14 protein-coding genes and 1 pseudogene are annotated in these 12890 nt (G+C 65.5%); 6 read left to right on the forward strand and 9 right to left on the reverse strand.

The genetic code is table 11. The features are described 5' to 3' along the window. Nucleotides 1-7: 7 nt before the first annotated feature. From AUL31_RS07305 to AUL31_RS07315, 3 genes are read left to right on the forward strand one after another with little or no spacing between them, the layout of a single operon-like run. Entirely contained in the window at nt 8-958 is a 951-nt protein-coding gene (locus AUL31_RS07305; protein WP_060603941.1) for a Bug family tripartite tricarboxylate transporter substrate binding protein, read from the forward strand. Then, entirely contained in the window at nt 959-1447 is a 489-nt protein-coding gene (locus AUL31_RS07310; RefSeq protein WP_060603651.1) for a tripartite tricarboxylate transporter TctB family protein, read from the forward strand. Nucleotides 1448-1467: 20 nt separating this feature from the next. Beyond that, complete coding sequence (locus AUL31_RS07315; protein WP_060603654.1) at nt 1468-2985, forward strand: tripartite tricarboxylate transporter permease; 1518 nt, start codon at nt 1468-1470, stop codon at nt 2983-2985. Nucleotides 2986-3007: 22 nt separating this feature from the next. Here the strand turns inward: AUL31_RS07315 and AUL31_RS07320 are convergent, their stop codons facing one another. Together AUL31_RS07320 and AUL31_RS07325 are read right to left on the reverse strand one after the other, a co-directional pair. Next, nucleotides 3008-3997: an aldo/keto reductase gene (locus tag AUL31_RS07320; protein ID WP_060603658.1), complete on the reverse strand. Its 990-nt coding sequence runs from the start codon at nt 3995-3997 to the stop codon at nt 3008-3010. A 44-nt stretch (nt 3998-4041) separates the two neighbouring features. Next, on the reverse strand, nt 4042-4647 hold the full coding sequence (locus AUL31_RS07325; RefSeq protein ID WP_244489342.1) for an LOG family protein: 606 nt from the start codon (nt 4645-4647) through the stop codon (nt 4042-4044). A gap of 71 nt (nt 4648-4718) precedes the next feature. Between AUL31_RS07325 and glsA the strand changes: the two are divergent. Further along, a pseudogene (gene glsA, locus AUL31_RS07330) lies at nt 4719-5690 on the forward strand (glutaminase A). Here glsA and AUL31_RS07335 read toward each other — a convergent pair. The 7 genes from AUL31_RS07335 to glgX form a co-directional block, all read right to left on the reverse strand. After that, entirely contained in the window at nt 5644-7041 is a 1398-nt protein-coding gene (locus AUL31_RS07335; protein WP_060603661.1) for a PepSY-associated TM helix domain-containing protein, read from the reverse strand. The pseudogene glsA and the gene AUL31_RS07335 sit on opposite strands and share 47 nt — an antisense overlap. 25 nt (nt 7042-7066) lie before the next feature. Next, complete coding sequence (locus AUL31_RS07340; RefSeq protein WP_060603664.1) at nt 7067-7552, reverse strand: copper chaperone PCu(A)C; 486 nt, start codon at nt 7550-7552, stop codon at nt 7067-7069. 62 nt (nt 7553-7614) lie between these two features. Further along, nucleotides 7615-8034: a hypothetical protein gene (locus AUL31_RS07345; RefSeq protein ID WP_060603667.1), complete on the reverse strand. Its 420-nt coding sequence runs from the start codon at nt 8032-8034 to the stop codon at nt 7615-7617. 40 nt (nt 8035-8074) lie between these two features. Further along, nucleotides 8075-8695, reverse strand: a complete 621-nt coding sequence (locus tag AUL31_RS07350) for a LysE family translocator (protein ID WP_306302605.1) — start codon at nt 8693-8695, stop codon at nt 8075-8077. Between the two features lie 3 nt (nt 8696-8698). Beyond that, nucleotides 8699-8998, reverse strand: a complete 300-nt coding sequence (locus AUL31_RS07355) for an alkylphosphonate utilization protein (protein WP_060603670.1) — start codon at nt 8996-8998, stop codon at nt 8699-8701. A 143-nt stretch (nt 8999-9141) separates the two neighbouring features. Then, nucleotides 9142-9303 carry a hypothetical protein gene (locus AUL31_RS20260; protein WP_156417287.1) on the reverse strand — a complete coding sequence of 54 codons (162 nt, stop codon included), beginning with the start codon at nt 9301-9303 and terminating at the stop codon, nt 9142-9144. Nucleotides 9304-9414: 111 nt separating this feature from the next. After that, a complete protein-coding gene (gene glgX / locus AUL31_RS07360; RefSeq protein ID WP_409359950.1) occupies nt 9415-11703 on the reverse strand; it encodes a glycogen debranching protein GlgX in 2289 nt (762 codons plus the stop codon). Between the two features lie 187 nt (nt 11704-11890). Here glgX and AUL31_RS07365 point away from each other — a divergent pair, with 187 nt between their 5' ends. Further along, a complete protein-coding gene (locus tag AUL31_RS07365) occupies nt 11891-12529 on the forward strand; it encodes an RBBP9/YdeN family alpha/beta hydrolase (RefSeq protein WP_060603954.1) in 639 nt (212 codons plus the stop codon). A 3-nt stretch (nt 12530-12532) separates the two neighbouring features. Beyond that, nucleotides 12533-12877 (forward strand): RidA family protein, encoded by a 345-nt coding sequence (locus AUL31_RS07370; protein WP_060603674.1) that lies wholly within the window; start codon nt 12533-12535, stop codon nt 12875-12877. The last annotated feature ends 13 nt before the right edge of the window (nt 12878-12890 follow it).

Consider the following 12890-nt stretch of genomic DNA (forward strand, 5'->3'; position numbering starts at 1 on the left):
GGAAATCATGAAGCGATTCTTCGCCGCCGCCATTCTGGCGGCAGGCCTTTCCACGAGCGCGCTGGCACAGGGTGCATCCTACGAAATCTTGGCGCCCGCCTCGCCCGGCGGCGGCTGGGACCAGACCGCCCGCGCCATGCAGACCGTTCTGCAGGACAGCGGCATCGCCAGCGACGTGCAGGTGGTCAACGTGCCGGGTGCCGGCGGAACGATCGGCCTGGCGCAGTTCGTTCGCGGCAAGGAAGGCGATCCGAGCGCCCTGATCGTCGGCGGCTATGTCATGGTGGGCGCCATCCTGACCAACAATTCGCCCGTAACGCTCGATCAGGTCACCCCCATCGCCCGCCTGACCGGCGAGGCGGAAGTCGTCGTGGTGCCGGCATCCTCGCCGTTCCAGACGATCGACGACCTGGCCGCCGCCTTGAAGGAAAACCCGGGCGCCGTCGCCATTGCGGGCGGCTCTGCCGGCGGTACCGACCACATCGCCGCCGGCCTGTTTGCCGAAGCGGCCGGAGTCGATCCGACCAAGATCAACTACATCGCCTTCTCGGGCGGCGGCGAAGCGCTGGCCGCCATCCTCGGCGCGCAGGTTGCCGCCGGTATCTCCGGCTACGGCGAATTCGAATCGCAGATCCAGGCCGGCACGCTGCGTCTTCTGGCCGTCTCCACCGAAGAGCGCATCGAGGGCGTCGATGCCCCGACGCTGAAGGAAGCCGGCTACGACGTGGCGCTGGAAAACTGGCGCATGGTTTCGGCTGCGCCCGGCATCACGCCGGAACAGGCCGCCGAAATCACCGCCAACATCGAAAAGATGGTGCAGAGCCCGGAGTGGAAGGAAACGCTGGAGCGCAACAACTGGCAGGACACGTTCCTGGCCGGCGATGCCTTCAAGCAGCAATTGGCGGTGGATACCGAGAACACCCGTGAGATCCTCACCAAGATCGGTCTGGTCAAGTAAATGACCGACCTTCGGCACGATGTTGCCGGGCAGCGCCGCCCCGACCGGGCGGCGCTCGCCATCGGCGCGGCGCTCGGCTTTCTCGGCCTTCTCGTCGGATACGACGCCAGCCGCCTCACCGGCGGCTCCTATGCACAGATCGGCCCGACGGCCTTTCCCTACGCCATCGCAGCGGCGTTGATCGTCCTGTCGGGCTGGACCTTCGTGGAAGCCTGGCGCGGCCAGTTTCCCGCGCGTGAGCAGGACAGGATCGGCCCCATCGCCTGGATCGTCGGCGGCCTCGCCGCGCAGGCGCTGCTGCTGCATCCGGCCGGCTTCTCCATCGCCACCGGACTTCTCTTCGCGGCGACGGCCCGTGCCTTCGGCAAGCGCCAGCTCTGGAAGACCATACCCTTCGGCATCCTGTTGTCGCTGGCCGTCTGGGGCGTCTTCTTCGGCCTGTTGCGGCTTCGCCTTCCGGCAGGCCCGCTCGAATCCCTTTTCATCTGACCATGTCGGGCTCGTAAATCATGGACACGCTCGCACTTCTCGGTCAGGGCCTCCTTACCGCCGCCCAACCGATCTACCTTCTCTATGCGCTGATCGGCGTTACCCTCGGCACAGCGGTCGGCGTGCTGCCGGGCATCGGGCCGGCGCTCACCGTCGCCCTGCTTCTGCCGGTGACCTATCAGCTCGACGCCACCGGCTCGCTCATCATGTTCGCCGGCATCTATTACGGCGGCATGTATGGCGGCTCGACAACCTCGATCCTGCTCAACACGCCGGGTGAAAGCGCCTCGATCATCACCGCGCTCGAGGGCAACAAGATGGCCCGCAAGGGGCGCGGCGGGCCGGCGCTCGCCACGGCCGCCATCGGCTCGTTCGTGGCCGGCCTCATCGCCACGCTGGGCCTTGCCTTCATCGCCCCCTACATCGTGCGTTTCGCCCTGTCCTTCGGGCCGGCCGAGTACTTCGCGCTGATGATCCTGGCCTTCGTGACCGTCTCTGCCGCCTTCGGTGATTCCGCCCTGCGCGGTCTGACCGCTCTGGTGCTCGGACTGACGCTGGGCCTCGTCGGCATCGACCTGCAGACCGGCCAGGCGCGGCTTGCCTTCGGCGTACCGGAGCTTCTCGACGGTATCGAAGTCACGACGCTTGCCGTGGCGCTTTTCGCCATCGGCGAGGCGCTGGTGGTGGCGGGTGGCTCCTCGCGCGACGATGGGCAGGTCGTGGCGGTCAAGGGCTCGGTCTGGATGAACCGCGAAGACTGGAAACGGTCCTGGAAGCCGTGGCTGCGCGGCACCGTCATCGGCTTTCCCATCGGCGCCATGCCGGCGGGCGGAGCCGAGATCGGCACCTTCCTGTCCTACACGACGGAAAAGAGCCTTTCCAAGCACAAGGAAGAGTTCGGCCATGGCGCCATCGAAGGCGTCGCCGGGCCGGAGGCTGCCAACAACGCCTCTGCGGCCGGTACGCTGGTGCCCCTTCTGACGCTCGGCCTGCCGACATCGGCGACGGCGGCGATCATGCTGGCGGCGTTCCAGCAGTTCGGCCTGCAGCCCGGCCCGCTCCTGTTCATGACGTCGCCGCAGTTGGTCTGGGGCCTCATCGCAAGCCTGCTCATCGCCAACCTGATGCTGGTGGTGCTGAACCTGCCGCTCGTCGGCCTCTGGGTGAAGCTTCTGACCATCCCGCGGCCGTGGCTGTATGCCGGCATCCTTGTGTTCGCGACGCTCGGCTGCATCGGCGCCAACAACTCGTCCACCGAGCTCGGCATGCTGCTGCTGTTCGGCCTCGGTGGCTACATGCTGCGCCGCTTCGGCTATCCGATCGCGCCGGTCGTCGTGGGCCTGATCCTCGGCCCGATGGCAGAGCAGCAACTGCGCCGCGCGCTGGCGATCAGCCAGGGCGACCCGATGGTGCTTATCCACTCGCCATTGACGATCATCCTGCTCACCCTGGCCCTGCTGGCCCTGGTGGTGCCGATGATCATGCGTGCACGCGGCCGTGGCGCCGTCCTGTCGCAGATGGCTGCCGACGAAGATTGATGCGATTGCGCAGCCGGCCGCGTCAGCGGCCGGTTGCCTGCAGCAGATGGTCGGGATAGCGCTCCCCCGCGATCTCGATCGCAGCGGCGGCCTTCTCGATTTCGGCCAGATCGTCTTCGGTCAGCACGATATCCACCGCCCCTAAGTTCTCCTCGAGCCGGTGCAGCTTCGTCGTACCCGGTATTGGCACGATCCAGGGCTTTTTCGCCAGCAGCCACGCCAGTGCGATCTGCGCGGCCGTCGCATTCCTGGCGGCGGCAATGCGCTGCAGCAGATCCACCATGGCCCGGTTACGTTGCATCGCCTCTGGCGAAAAGCGCGGAAGCGAGTTGCGCAGGTCGCCCTCGCCGAAGGTCGTTTCCGGCGTCAGCGCCCCCGTCAGGAAGCCGCGTCCGAGCGGGCTGAACGGCACGAGGCCGATGCCGAGCTCTTCGCAGGTCTCCAGAATTCCGTTGCTTTCTACACCGCGTGTCCACAGCGAATATTCGTTCTGGACGGCCGTCACCGGCTGCACCGCATGGGCGCGGCGAACCGTCTGGGCGCCGGGCTCGGACAGGCCGAAATGCTTGACCTTTCCGGCTGCGATCAACTCCGCCACCGCACCGGCGACATCCTCTATCGGCACGTCCGGGTCTACCCGGTGTTGGTAGAACAGGTCGATCCGGTCGGTGCCGAGCCGCGTCAGCGACGCATCCGCCACCTCCCTGATATGCTCCGGCCGGCTGTTGAACCCGCCGCGCTTGCCGTCGCCGATGCTGAAGCCGAACTTGGTGGCGATGACCACCTGGTCGCGGATGGGGCGCAGCGCCTCGCCGACCAGCTCCTCGTTGGTGAAGGGGCCATACACTTCGGCCGTATCGAAGAAGGTCACGCCTCTATCGAAGGCCTGGCGGATCAGCGTCACGCCGTCCTGCCGGCCGATGGTTCCGGAATAGCCGGAGTTCAGCCCCATGCACCCATAACCGAGAGCCGAAACCTCGGGCCCACGGATACCCAGTCGACGCTTCATCATGGGAAGCCTCCTGTCGATTGATCAGCCGACGATCACATAGCGCCTTACAGCCATTTTGGCACATCCACCCGCTGAAACTCCTTCAGCTTGCGCACCAGTGCGTCGGCATCGGCGTCCACGGCAATGGAATGGCGGTGCGCCGCCGGCAGAAACCGCTCGGTCACCATGTGGTCGATGAAGCTCAGGAACGGCGCAAAGAAAGCCTTGGTGTCCAGAAGGCCGGCCGGCTTGTCGATCTCGGCCAACTGGTTCATCGTCCAGACTTCCATGAACTCTTCCAGGGTGCCGATGCCGCCCGGCAAGGCGATGAAGGCGTCCGCCAACTCGGCCATCCGCTCCTTGCGGGCCCGCAGGGTGGGCATGATCTCGGCTTCGCTGAGCCCCGAATGGCTGTGTCCCTTTTCGTGCAGGCGGCGGGTGATGACGCCATGCACCTGGCCCCCGCCCTTCAGCGCCGCGTCGGCCACCTGGCCCATCAAACCCTTGGTCGTGCCGCCATAGACAAGGCGGATGCCGTTGGCCGCAAGGCTGCGCCCCAATTGCCGCGCCCCTTGCGCATAGGCATCGTCGCCGCCGAAGTTGGAGCCGCAGAATACGGCGATGGATGCGATATGCGGCATGGGCTGACCTTCGATTGCGGCGGCTGACATGGAAGGCGCGCCTTGGCGCCCTATGACCCTTTCCAGCATTGCAGCGCTTGAAAGGAAAGACCCTCTTGGACATCGCAGGTAACGAAACGAAGCTTCGCTCCATTGTCGACGAGGTTGCGGATCGCGTGCGCAAGGCCACGCCATCGCTTTACGAGGAAGCCATCGCGGCAGCGCAGGCGAAGGGCAAGCCGAAGCCGCGCAAGGGCGATTTCGACGCCTTCGGCATCGCCGTCTTCACGCGCGAGGGCGAAACCATCGCCGCCGGCAATGCGGGCATTTCCTTTCCCATCCAGTCGATCTCCAAGGTCTTCGCCCTGGAGGTTGCGCTGGAGGCATTGAACAACGATGTCTGGAAGCGGCTGGGCCGCGAACCGTCCGGCGATCCTTTCAATTCCATCATCGATCTGGAGCGCGACAAGGGTATTCCGCGCAACCCGTTCATCAATGCCGGTGCGCTGGTGGTCTGCGACATGCTGGTGGGCCTGCCGGGCCGTGCCGGCCCCAACCGGCACGTGGAGAGCTTCGTCCGACACCTGGTCGGCGACGAGACGGTCGAGATCGACGAGGCCGTGGCCGAAAGCGACCGCACGGGCGGCGACCTGAACCGCTCCCTGATGTTCATGGCCAGCCATTTCGGCAATCTGACCCACCCGGTGGAAAAGGTCATGGATGCCTATGTGCGCCAATGCGCCATCTCCATGAGCTGCCGTGGGTTGGCGCGCGCCGGCCGCTTTCTGATGCAGGACGACCCGCATGCCAAGGACGAGCGCACCCGCGCCGCCGCACGGCGGGCGCGGCGCATCCTGTCCATCATGATGCTGTGCGGCTAGTATGACGGCTCCGGCGACTTCGCCTATCGCGTCGGCCTGCCGGCCAAATCCGGCGTCGGCGGCGGCATCCTCGCCATTGCGCCCCACCGGGCCTCGATCGCGGTGTACTCTCCCGCGCTGGACCCGATGGGCAATAGTTGGCTGGGCACGCTCGGGCTCGAAACCCTTACGTCGCTGACGGACTGGTCCGTCTTCGGCGCATCGCGCGTGTAAGACGCACGACGAGGATATCCATTGCCAGCATGGTCACGAGGGCTGCGCCGACCAGCGGAAAGACGATGCCGCCGATGGCCAGAATCACGAGGATGCCGGCAAAGGCACCGCGTTGCCCCGGCAAGGGCGGCACCCCCATGGAGCCCGCCGGCCGGCGTTTCCACCACATGATGGCGGCCGACACCGCAAGGACCACATTGCCGATACAGACCGCCAGAAGCAGCAACTGGTTCAAAAGGCCGAACTGCTGGCCCATGTGGACATTGATGCCGAACTCCAGCCAGCGCCCCAGCGGCCCGTAATCCGCATAGGACATGTCCAGCAGCGGTGCGCCTGTATACTGGTCCAGATGCACGACGCGCTGCTGCGCAAGATCGTTCGGATAGACCGAGCCGGTGTAGACCCCGGTGGGGCCGGACGGAATGTTGACGGCATAGCCGGCGTGCAGGCCCAGCCTGTCGAATTCGGCGACCGCATCGTCGATGCCGATGGGCACCGGTGCGGCGGTCGCGGGTGGCGCGGACAGCGGCACCCGGGCCTGATCCAGAGACCAGGTCGTCGTCCCCTCTTCGGACAGTTTCACCTGCGACATGGGTATGTCGACCCGCACGCCCGACGGATAGCCGAAATTCGTGCCGTTGGCCCACGCATTCACCTGCGCGCCCCACACGCCGGACCATGGCATGCCGGTAATGGCCAGGAACACGATGAAGCCGCCGAGGACGACGCCCAGAACGGCATGCGTATCGCGCCAGAAGACGCGCTTTGCGGGCGCTCCACGCACGGTTACGACGCCGCCGGCCTGCCCGCGCGGCCACCAGAGGTAGATCCCCGTCAGCACGAGAAGGATCGACAATCCACCGGCGATCTCGATGACGCCGCGGGCCACCGGCCCGAAATAGCGCAGGCTGTGCAGATAGCGCACCGTCCACATGACGGTCCCGCGGTCGGCGAGAGTGCCGAGCACCGTGCCGTCATACGGGTTCACATAGACCGCGACACGATCTCCGAGCGGCGTGACGACCGTCACCTCCGCCGAGGCGTCGGCGGCGGGCGGCTGGGTAAACTTGATCGCGGTGCCGGGCTGTACCGACAGCGCCGACCAGATCATGGCGGACGGCGCCGCCGCAGCGGCGCCCTCCTGGATTTCTACGCGCTTCAGATCCGAATGGATCAGGGCATCCAGCTCGTTCCGGAACAGGTACAGCGCGCCCGTGATCGACAAGGTGATCAGGAACGGCAGGACGAACAGTCCGGCAAAGAAATGCCAGCGCCAGACGGCGCGGTACAGGTCGGCGGACGGACGGCCGCGCACGGCTCCGCCCACCCCCGGTCGGGGTGAAGACGACATGATCGCTTATCCTGCGTTCAGGGCGTCAGTGGCCGCTATGGCCGGATGGGCCGCTGCCGCCGCCGATGGGGCCGACGGCCAGTTCCACCGACACCGTCCCGGCCTTCTCGAACTGCAGCTCCAGCGGCACCTTCTCGCCTTCGGTCAGCGGCTTTTCCAGGCCGACCAGCATGAAGTGGTAGCCGCCGGGCGCCAGCGCCGCCTCCCCGCCCGCAGGGATCTCCAGCCCCTCGGGTACGGCGCGCATCTTCATGACGCCGTTGGCCATTTCCATGAAATGGATTTCGACCGTCTGCGCGGCCGGCGTGGACGCGCCCACCAGACGGTCTGCCTCTGGACCCTTGTTCTGGATGGTCATGTAGCCCGCGCCGACATTGGCGGTCGGCGGGGTGGCACGCGACCAGGGATGGTCGATATGCAGGGAACCGGCGGTGTAATCATGGGCCGATGCGGGGGCGATCGCCAGGATCGAAGCCGCGAGCGTCAGCGCGGCGAAGGCGTGTCTAAGCATGGGATGTCTCTCCGAAACCGAAATCGATAAGGCCGCGCCGCACATTCGCGGACGGCCGACAATCAGGCGGAGGCTTGCGGTGGTCCGCGCGTATCGCGCGCCAGACCCAACAGATGCGGTGTCGGCAGCGGGTCCGCCACGCGGTGCGGCAACGGCACGGCCATCTCGGCACGCGCGAATGCAGGTCCAAGGTCGCTCCCCTGTGGAAGTGCCGCCAGAAGCGTCGGGTCTGCCATATGGCAGACTGCGCAAGGGCATCGATGACCCTGGCTGTCCTGCGTTGTTCCATCGTCGGAAGAGGCTCCGACCACATCGGACGGGTGGCAGATGACGAAGCGGACGCCCGCCTCGGGCTGCAGCGTGACCGTGCTGCCGCAGGCAAAGCCCGTCATCAGCACCTGCAAAACCAGCAGATAGCCCGTCAGGGCGGCAAGCACGCCGCCGGACAGCCGATCTCCGATGATTTGCCGAACCCACCTCATGGCGCGATCAATGCCGCATCACGACGGCAAAGTCACGTGCTCAAACGCGACGCACGAGCGTCCAGACGGCCGTCGCGGCCAGAATGGCGGCGGCGCTGCGGTTCAGCCTTTCGAGGCGGCCGGGCCGGGCCATGAAGCCGCGGGCCCTGGCGGCCAATGCGGCATAAGGCGTCATGACGAGCGTCAGCACCAGCACGGTCGCACCGGCCAGCATGAGGAAGCTGGGCAGCGATACATGCGACAGGTCCATCAGCGTGGGAAGCAAGGCGAGATAGAAGACGATCGTCTTGGGATTGCCGAGCGTGATCAGATACCCGGCCGCGAAGCTTCCCCGCAGGCTGCCGCCGGCCGCACCCTCGACGGTGCGGGGCTGTGCGGCGCTACGCCAGAGCTTGTAGGCCAGCCATGCGAGATAGAGGGACGCCGCAATCCGCACCACCACGAAGAACTCGCCGAAAGCCTCGGCGATGATCGCCAGGCCAAAGCAGGCGGCCGCAAGATAGGTAAGGTCGCCGAGGATCAGGCCGCCGGCAAAGGCCAGGCCATGGCCGAAGCCGGAGCCGAGCGCGCGTGCAATCAGCGCGACGACGCCGGGACCGGGCACGGCGGCGGCAATGGCAAGCGCGATGCAGAAGGGCAGAAGCTGCGCGACGCTCAGCATCACCTACCTCTTGCGCACGAATTCGGCGCGCAGGACGAGGCCCTTGATGCCATCGAACTTGCAGTCGATCTCCTGAGCGTCGCCCGTCAGCCGGATGGAGCGGATCAGCGTGCCGCGCTTCAGCGTCTGGCCCGCGCCCTTTACGTCGAGATCCTTGATGAGCACGACCTGGTCGCCGTCCGCCAGCACATTGCCGGCAGAATCACGCACCGTCGCGGCGTCGGCCTTGCGTGCCGCGATGTCGGAAGCCGGGAGCCACTCACCGGTTTCCTCGTCGTAGATATAGTCGTCGTCGCTGGTCATGCCGGCCGTCCTGTCGAAGAATCGGCGAACCTTACGTCGGCGTCACAGCGCAAACAATCGACCCATGATTGCGGACACGCAAAAGGCCGCCGCCCGTTGCCGGGCGCGGCCTCTCGAAACGATCCAAGCTATGCCGTATCGGCTTAGCGGCTGATGCCGTAATACTGGTCAGCGTCGATGCCGGCGGCCTTGAGGGCGGCACGGCTGGGACGACGGCCGGCTTCGGCGGCAGCGGCGCAAGCGGCGACGCCACCAACAAAATCAGTCAGGCTGCGCAGGCGGCTGGTGAAGCTACGTTCGGTCATGATCCATCTCCTTCATCTCTTGAGACGGAATATGGACCCTGCGATGTGCAACAAGAAGAGGCATGAACAAGAGGCAGCCATGCACGATCTGCATGGCTGCCTGATTTTGCTCTACTGCTGCTGGCGCTCGTCCACCCGCGTGAAGCGAACCCTGTCGGCCGCAGCCCTGATGAAGGCTTCGGACACGTAGGTAAACGAGCGTTCCCAATCCCGTGTCGTCTCTCCACCTTCTTCCGGCTCCAGCAGGAACACCATGAAGGATCGGCCCGTGACCATGTATTCCGACCCGAAATCGAAGGCGGGAAGATCGTCCATTTCGGGCTGGTTGGTGTCGATGACGGCATGCCAGCACACCCCGCCGGCCGCTTCCGGCAGCTTGAAGTTCACCACATCCTCATAGGAGTTCATGACGATGAGCATGGTGGCGTCGGTTCCGATACGGCGGATGCCTTCGGATTGCGCCCGGCCGTCCACCAGGACACCGAAGCAGCGCGTGCTGTCGTCGGCCCAGTTTTCGTCTTCGAACTCCACGCCGGCCGGTGTCAGCCACGTAACGTCCTTGACACCCAGCTCCTCGTCATACTCGCCGTGCAGGAACCGGCCGCGCCGCAGCATGGGCAAGGCCTGGCGCACGCGAATGAGCTTCTGAACGAATTGGGCAAGGTCGCGCCCCTCGTCCGTCACGTCCCAGTCGATCCAGCCGATCTCGTTATCCTGCGCATAGGCGTTGTTGTTGCCGCCCTGCGTGCGGGCGAACTCGTCGCCGGCAAGGATCATCGGCGTTCCGCGTGAGAACAGCAGCGTCGCGAAGAAGTTGCGCAACTGGCGGAAGCGCAGGTCCGTCAGCTCCTTGTCGTCGCTTGGCCCCTCATGCCCATAATTGTACGAGAGATTGTGCGAGTGACCGTCGCGATTGTCTTCGCCATTCGCGTCATTGTGCTTGTCGTTATAGCAGACAAGATCATGCAGCGTGAAACCGTCATGCGCCGTCACGAAGTTCACCGACGCCCATGGCTTGCGGCCCCGGTTGTCGAACAGATCGGCGGAAGCGCTGATCTTGTTGGCAACCTTCGGCACCATGCCTTCGTCGCCCTTCCAGTAGGCGCGGATCGTATCGCGGTAGCCGTCGTTCCACTCGGCCCAGCCTGGGGGGAAGCGCCCCACCTGATAACCGCCGGGACCGCAATCCCACGGCTCTGCGATCAGCTTGACCTGGCTGAGAAGCGGATCCTGCTGGCAGGCATGAAGGAAGGACGACTCTTCCGAAAAGCCGGTCGGTTCGCGCGCGAGGATCGTCGCAAGATCGAAGCGGAACCCATCGACGCGCATCTCCCCTGCCCAGTAGCGCAGGCTGTCCATCACCATCTGCATGACGCGCGGATGGCTTGTGTTCACCGTGTTACCGGTGCCGGTGTCGTTGATGTAATAGCGCTTCTCGTCCGGCATGAGCCGGTAGTAGCTGGCGTTGTCGATCCCCTTGAAGGAGAGCGTGGGTCCAAGTTCGTTGCCCTCTGCCGTGTGGTTGTAGACCACGTCGAGGATCACCTCGAGGCCGGCATGGTGGAAGGTGGAGACGAATTCCTTGAACTCGTTGATGAAGGGGCTGGTCAGATAGCGCGGCGCCGGCGCGAAGAAGCCGAGCGTGTTGTAGCCCCAATAGTTATGCAGCCCCTTGTCGACGAGATAGCTGTCGTCGACGAAGGCGTGGATCGGCATCAATTCCACCGAGGTGACGCCCAGGCTGCGGATGTACCGGATGACGTCGGCATTCATCATGGCGGCGAACTTGCCACGGTCATGGTCGCTGACGGATGGGTGCCGCTGCGTGAAGCCCTTGACGTGGGCCTCGTAGAAGATCGTGGATTCCCACGGAATGTTCGGTCGCCGCTCGTCACCCCAGGTGAAGGCCGGGTCCACCACACGGGCCTTGGGCACGAAGGCGGCGCTGTCCCGCTCGTCGTAGGACAGGTCGGCATCGTCGGACCCGATCGTATAACCGAAGATCGAATGGTCCCAGATCAGGTCGCCGACATGCGCCTTGGCGTAAGGATCGAGCAACAGCTTGTTCGGGTTGAAGCGGTGTCCGGCATCCGGCTCGTACGGCCCGTGGACGCGGAAGCCGTAGATCCAGCCCGGCCGCGCATCGGGCAGGTAACCATGATAGATTTCGTTGGTGTATTCGGGCAGCTCGATGCGCTCGATCTCCCGTTCGCCCTGCGCATCGAAGATGCACAATTCCACCTTGGTGGCGGCGGACGAGAAGATGGCGAAGTTGACGCCAAGGCCATCCCATGTGGCGCCCAGGGGGTAAGGCCGCCCGGATTGTATCCGGGTACGGCTGACGGCCGGCTTGGCCGGCTTCTGCTGCAATGCAATCTTGGGCGGGGTCTGAACGTTCACGGACGCGCTCGCTTCTGTTCGAGGAGGACGGGCCAGTAAGCGATGAGGCGCGGATTTGTTCCCGCATCGGCGAAGAGGGGGCAACGCTTTCGCAATCATCCACCTAATTAGTATATTTGGCTTTCCGTCGCGCCGGCCCGGTCTTTACTTTCCAATGCAACGGAAAGGATGACCGGAGATGGATCACATGGTCAGAACGCTCGTCATACCTGGCTACCGCGGCTCCGGCCCGGGCCACTGGCAAGACCATTTCCTGCGCGCGGAGGCCGGCGCGCTGCTGGTGGAGCAAGACGACTGGGACCGTCCGGTCCTGGCCGACTGGCTGCACCGGCTGGAAGCGGCCCTTATGGAGCATCCGCACAACGTGCTTGTGGGGCATAGCCTGGGGGCGCTGCTGATCGCGCATCTGGCCGACCGGCCGGCCGCAGCGCATGTCGTCGGCGCGCTGATGGTGGCGCCGGCCGATGGCGCGCGCATGGCGCGGGCCGATGCGGCCTTTGCCAGCTTCGCCGACATGCCGACGGCCCGCCTGCCCTTCCCCTCCATCCTGGTGGCGTCGCGCGACGATCCTTACATGAGCTTTGCGGCATCCAGATCCTTCGCGGCCAGTTGGGGGGCGGCGCTGGTAGACGCCGGCAAGGCAGGGCACATCAATATCGACAGCGGCCATGGACACTGGCCCGAAGCGCATGTGCTTGCGGCCTCTCTGGCCGGGCGCGCCGGTGATCCGAGGCGCGAAGCCATTCCCATCGGCGGCCCATTCCCGTATCAGACGGTCCCGTACGGCGCCCAGTTCCCCGCGCGCCGACAGGCACAAGGAGTCTGAAAGATGAGCATTCGCAGGATCGAGCCCGGCAAGCGCATGAGCATGGGCGTCGTGCATGGCGGCACCGTGTACCTTGCCGGCCAGGTCGGCGAGCCGGGTGAGGATGTCAGCGCCCAGACACGGACCATCCTGGCGGAAATCGATCGGCTTCTGGCCGAGGCCGGCACCGACAAGTCGAAGCTGCTCTACGTGCAGATCTGGCTGGCCGACATGGGCGACTTCGCTGCGATGAACGCCGTGTGGGACGCATGGGTGGACCCGGCCAACCCGCCGGCCCGCGCCACGGGAGAAGCCCGCCTTGCCGCGCCGGAATACAAGGTCGAGATCATCGTGACGGCCGCCGCCTGAACGATGCGGCGGG

The organism is Aureimonas altamirensis, assembly GCF_001463885.1.
GTDB lineage: Bacteria > Pseudomonadota > Alphaproteobacteria > Rhizobiales > Rhizobiaceae > Aureimonas > Aureimonas altamirensis.

What these genes read in the sequence shown, in the direction of transcription:
- AUL31_RS07335 (WP_060603661.1), bottom strand. Translation starts at nt 7,041, where the DNA reads ATGTCGTCTTCACCCCGACCGGGGGTGGGCGGAGCCGTGCGCGGCCGT.
- AUL31_RS07350 (WP_306302605.1), bottom strand. Translation starts at nt 8,695, where the DNA reads ATGCTGAGCGTCGCGCAGCTTCTGCCCTTCTGCATCGCGCTTGCCATT.
- AUL31_RS07320 (WP_060603658.1), bottom strand. Translation starts at nt 3,997, where the DNA reads ATGATGAAGCGTCGACTGGGTATCCGTGGGCCCGAGGTTTCGGCTCTC.
- AUL31_RS07365 (WP_060603954.1), top strand. Translation starts at nt 11,891, where the DNA reads ATGGTCAGAACGCTCGTCATACCTGGCTACCGCGGCTCCGGCCCGGGC.
- AUL31_RS07355 (WP_060603670.1), bottom strand. Translation starts at nt 8,998, where the DNA reads ATGACCAGCGACGACGACTATATCTACGACGAGGAAACCGGTGAGTGG.
- AUL31_RS07345 (WP_060603667.1), bottom strand. Translation starts at nt 8,034, where the DNA reads ATGAGGTGGGTTCGGCAAATCATCGGAGATCGGCTGTCCGGCGGCGTG.
- AUL31_RS07310 (WP_060603651.1), top strand. Translation starts at nt 959, where the DNA reads ATGACCGACCTTCGGCACGATGTTGCCGGGCAGCGCCGCCCCGACCGG.
- AUL31_RS07325 (WP_244489342.1), bottom strand. Translation starts at nt 4,647, where the DNA reads ATGTCAGCCGCCGCAATCGAAGGTCAGCCCATGCCGCATATCGCATCC.
- AUL31_RS07305 (WP_060603941.1), top strand. Translation starts at nt 8, where the DNA reads ATGAAGCGATTCTTCGCCGCCGCCATTCTGGCGGCAGGCCTTTCCACG.
- AUL31_RS07340 (WP_060603664.1), bottom strand. Translation starts at nt 7,552, where the DNA reads ATGCTTAGACACGCCTTCGCCGCGCTGACGCTCGCGGCTTCGATCCTG.
- AUL31_RS07315 (WP_060603654.1), top strand. Translation starts at nt 1,468, where the DNA reads ATGGACACGCTCGCACTTCTCGGTCAGGGCCTCCTTACCGCCGCCCAA.
- AUL31_RS20260 (WP_156417287.1), bottom strand. Translation starts at nt 9,303, where the DNA reads ATGACCGAACGTAGCTTCACCAGCCGCCTGCGCAGCCTGACTGATTTT.
- AUL31_RS07370 (WP_060603674.1), top strand. Translation starts at nt 12,533, where the DNA reads ATGAGCATTCGCAGGATCGAGCCCGGCAAGCGCATGAGCATGGGCGTC.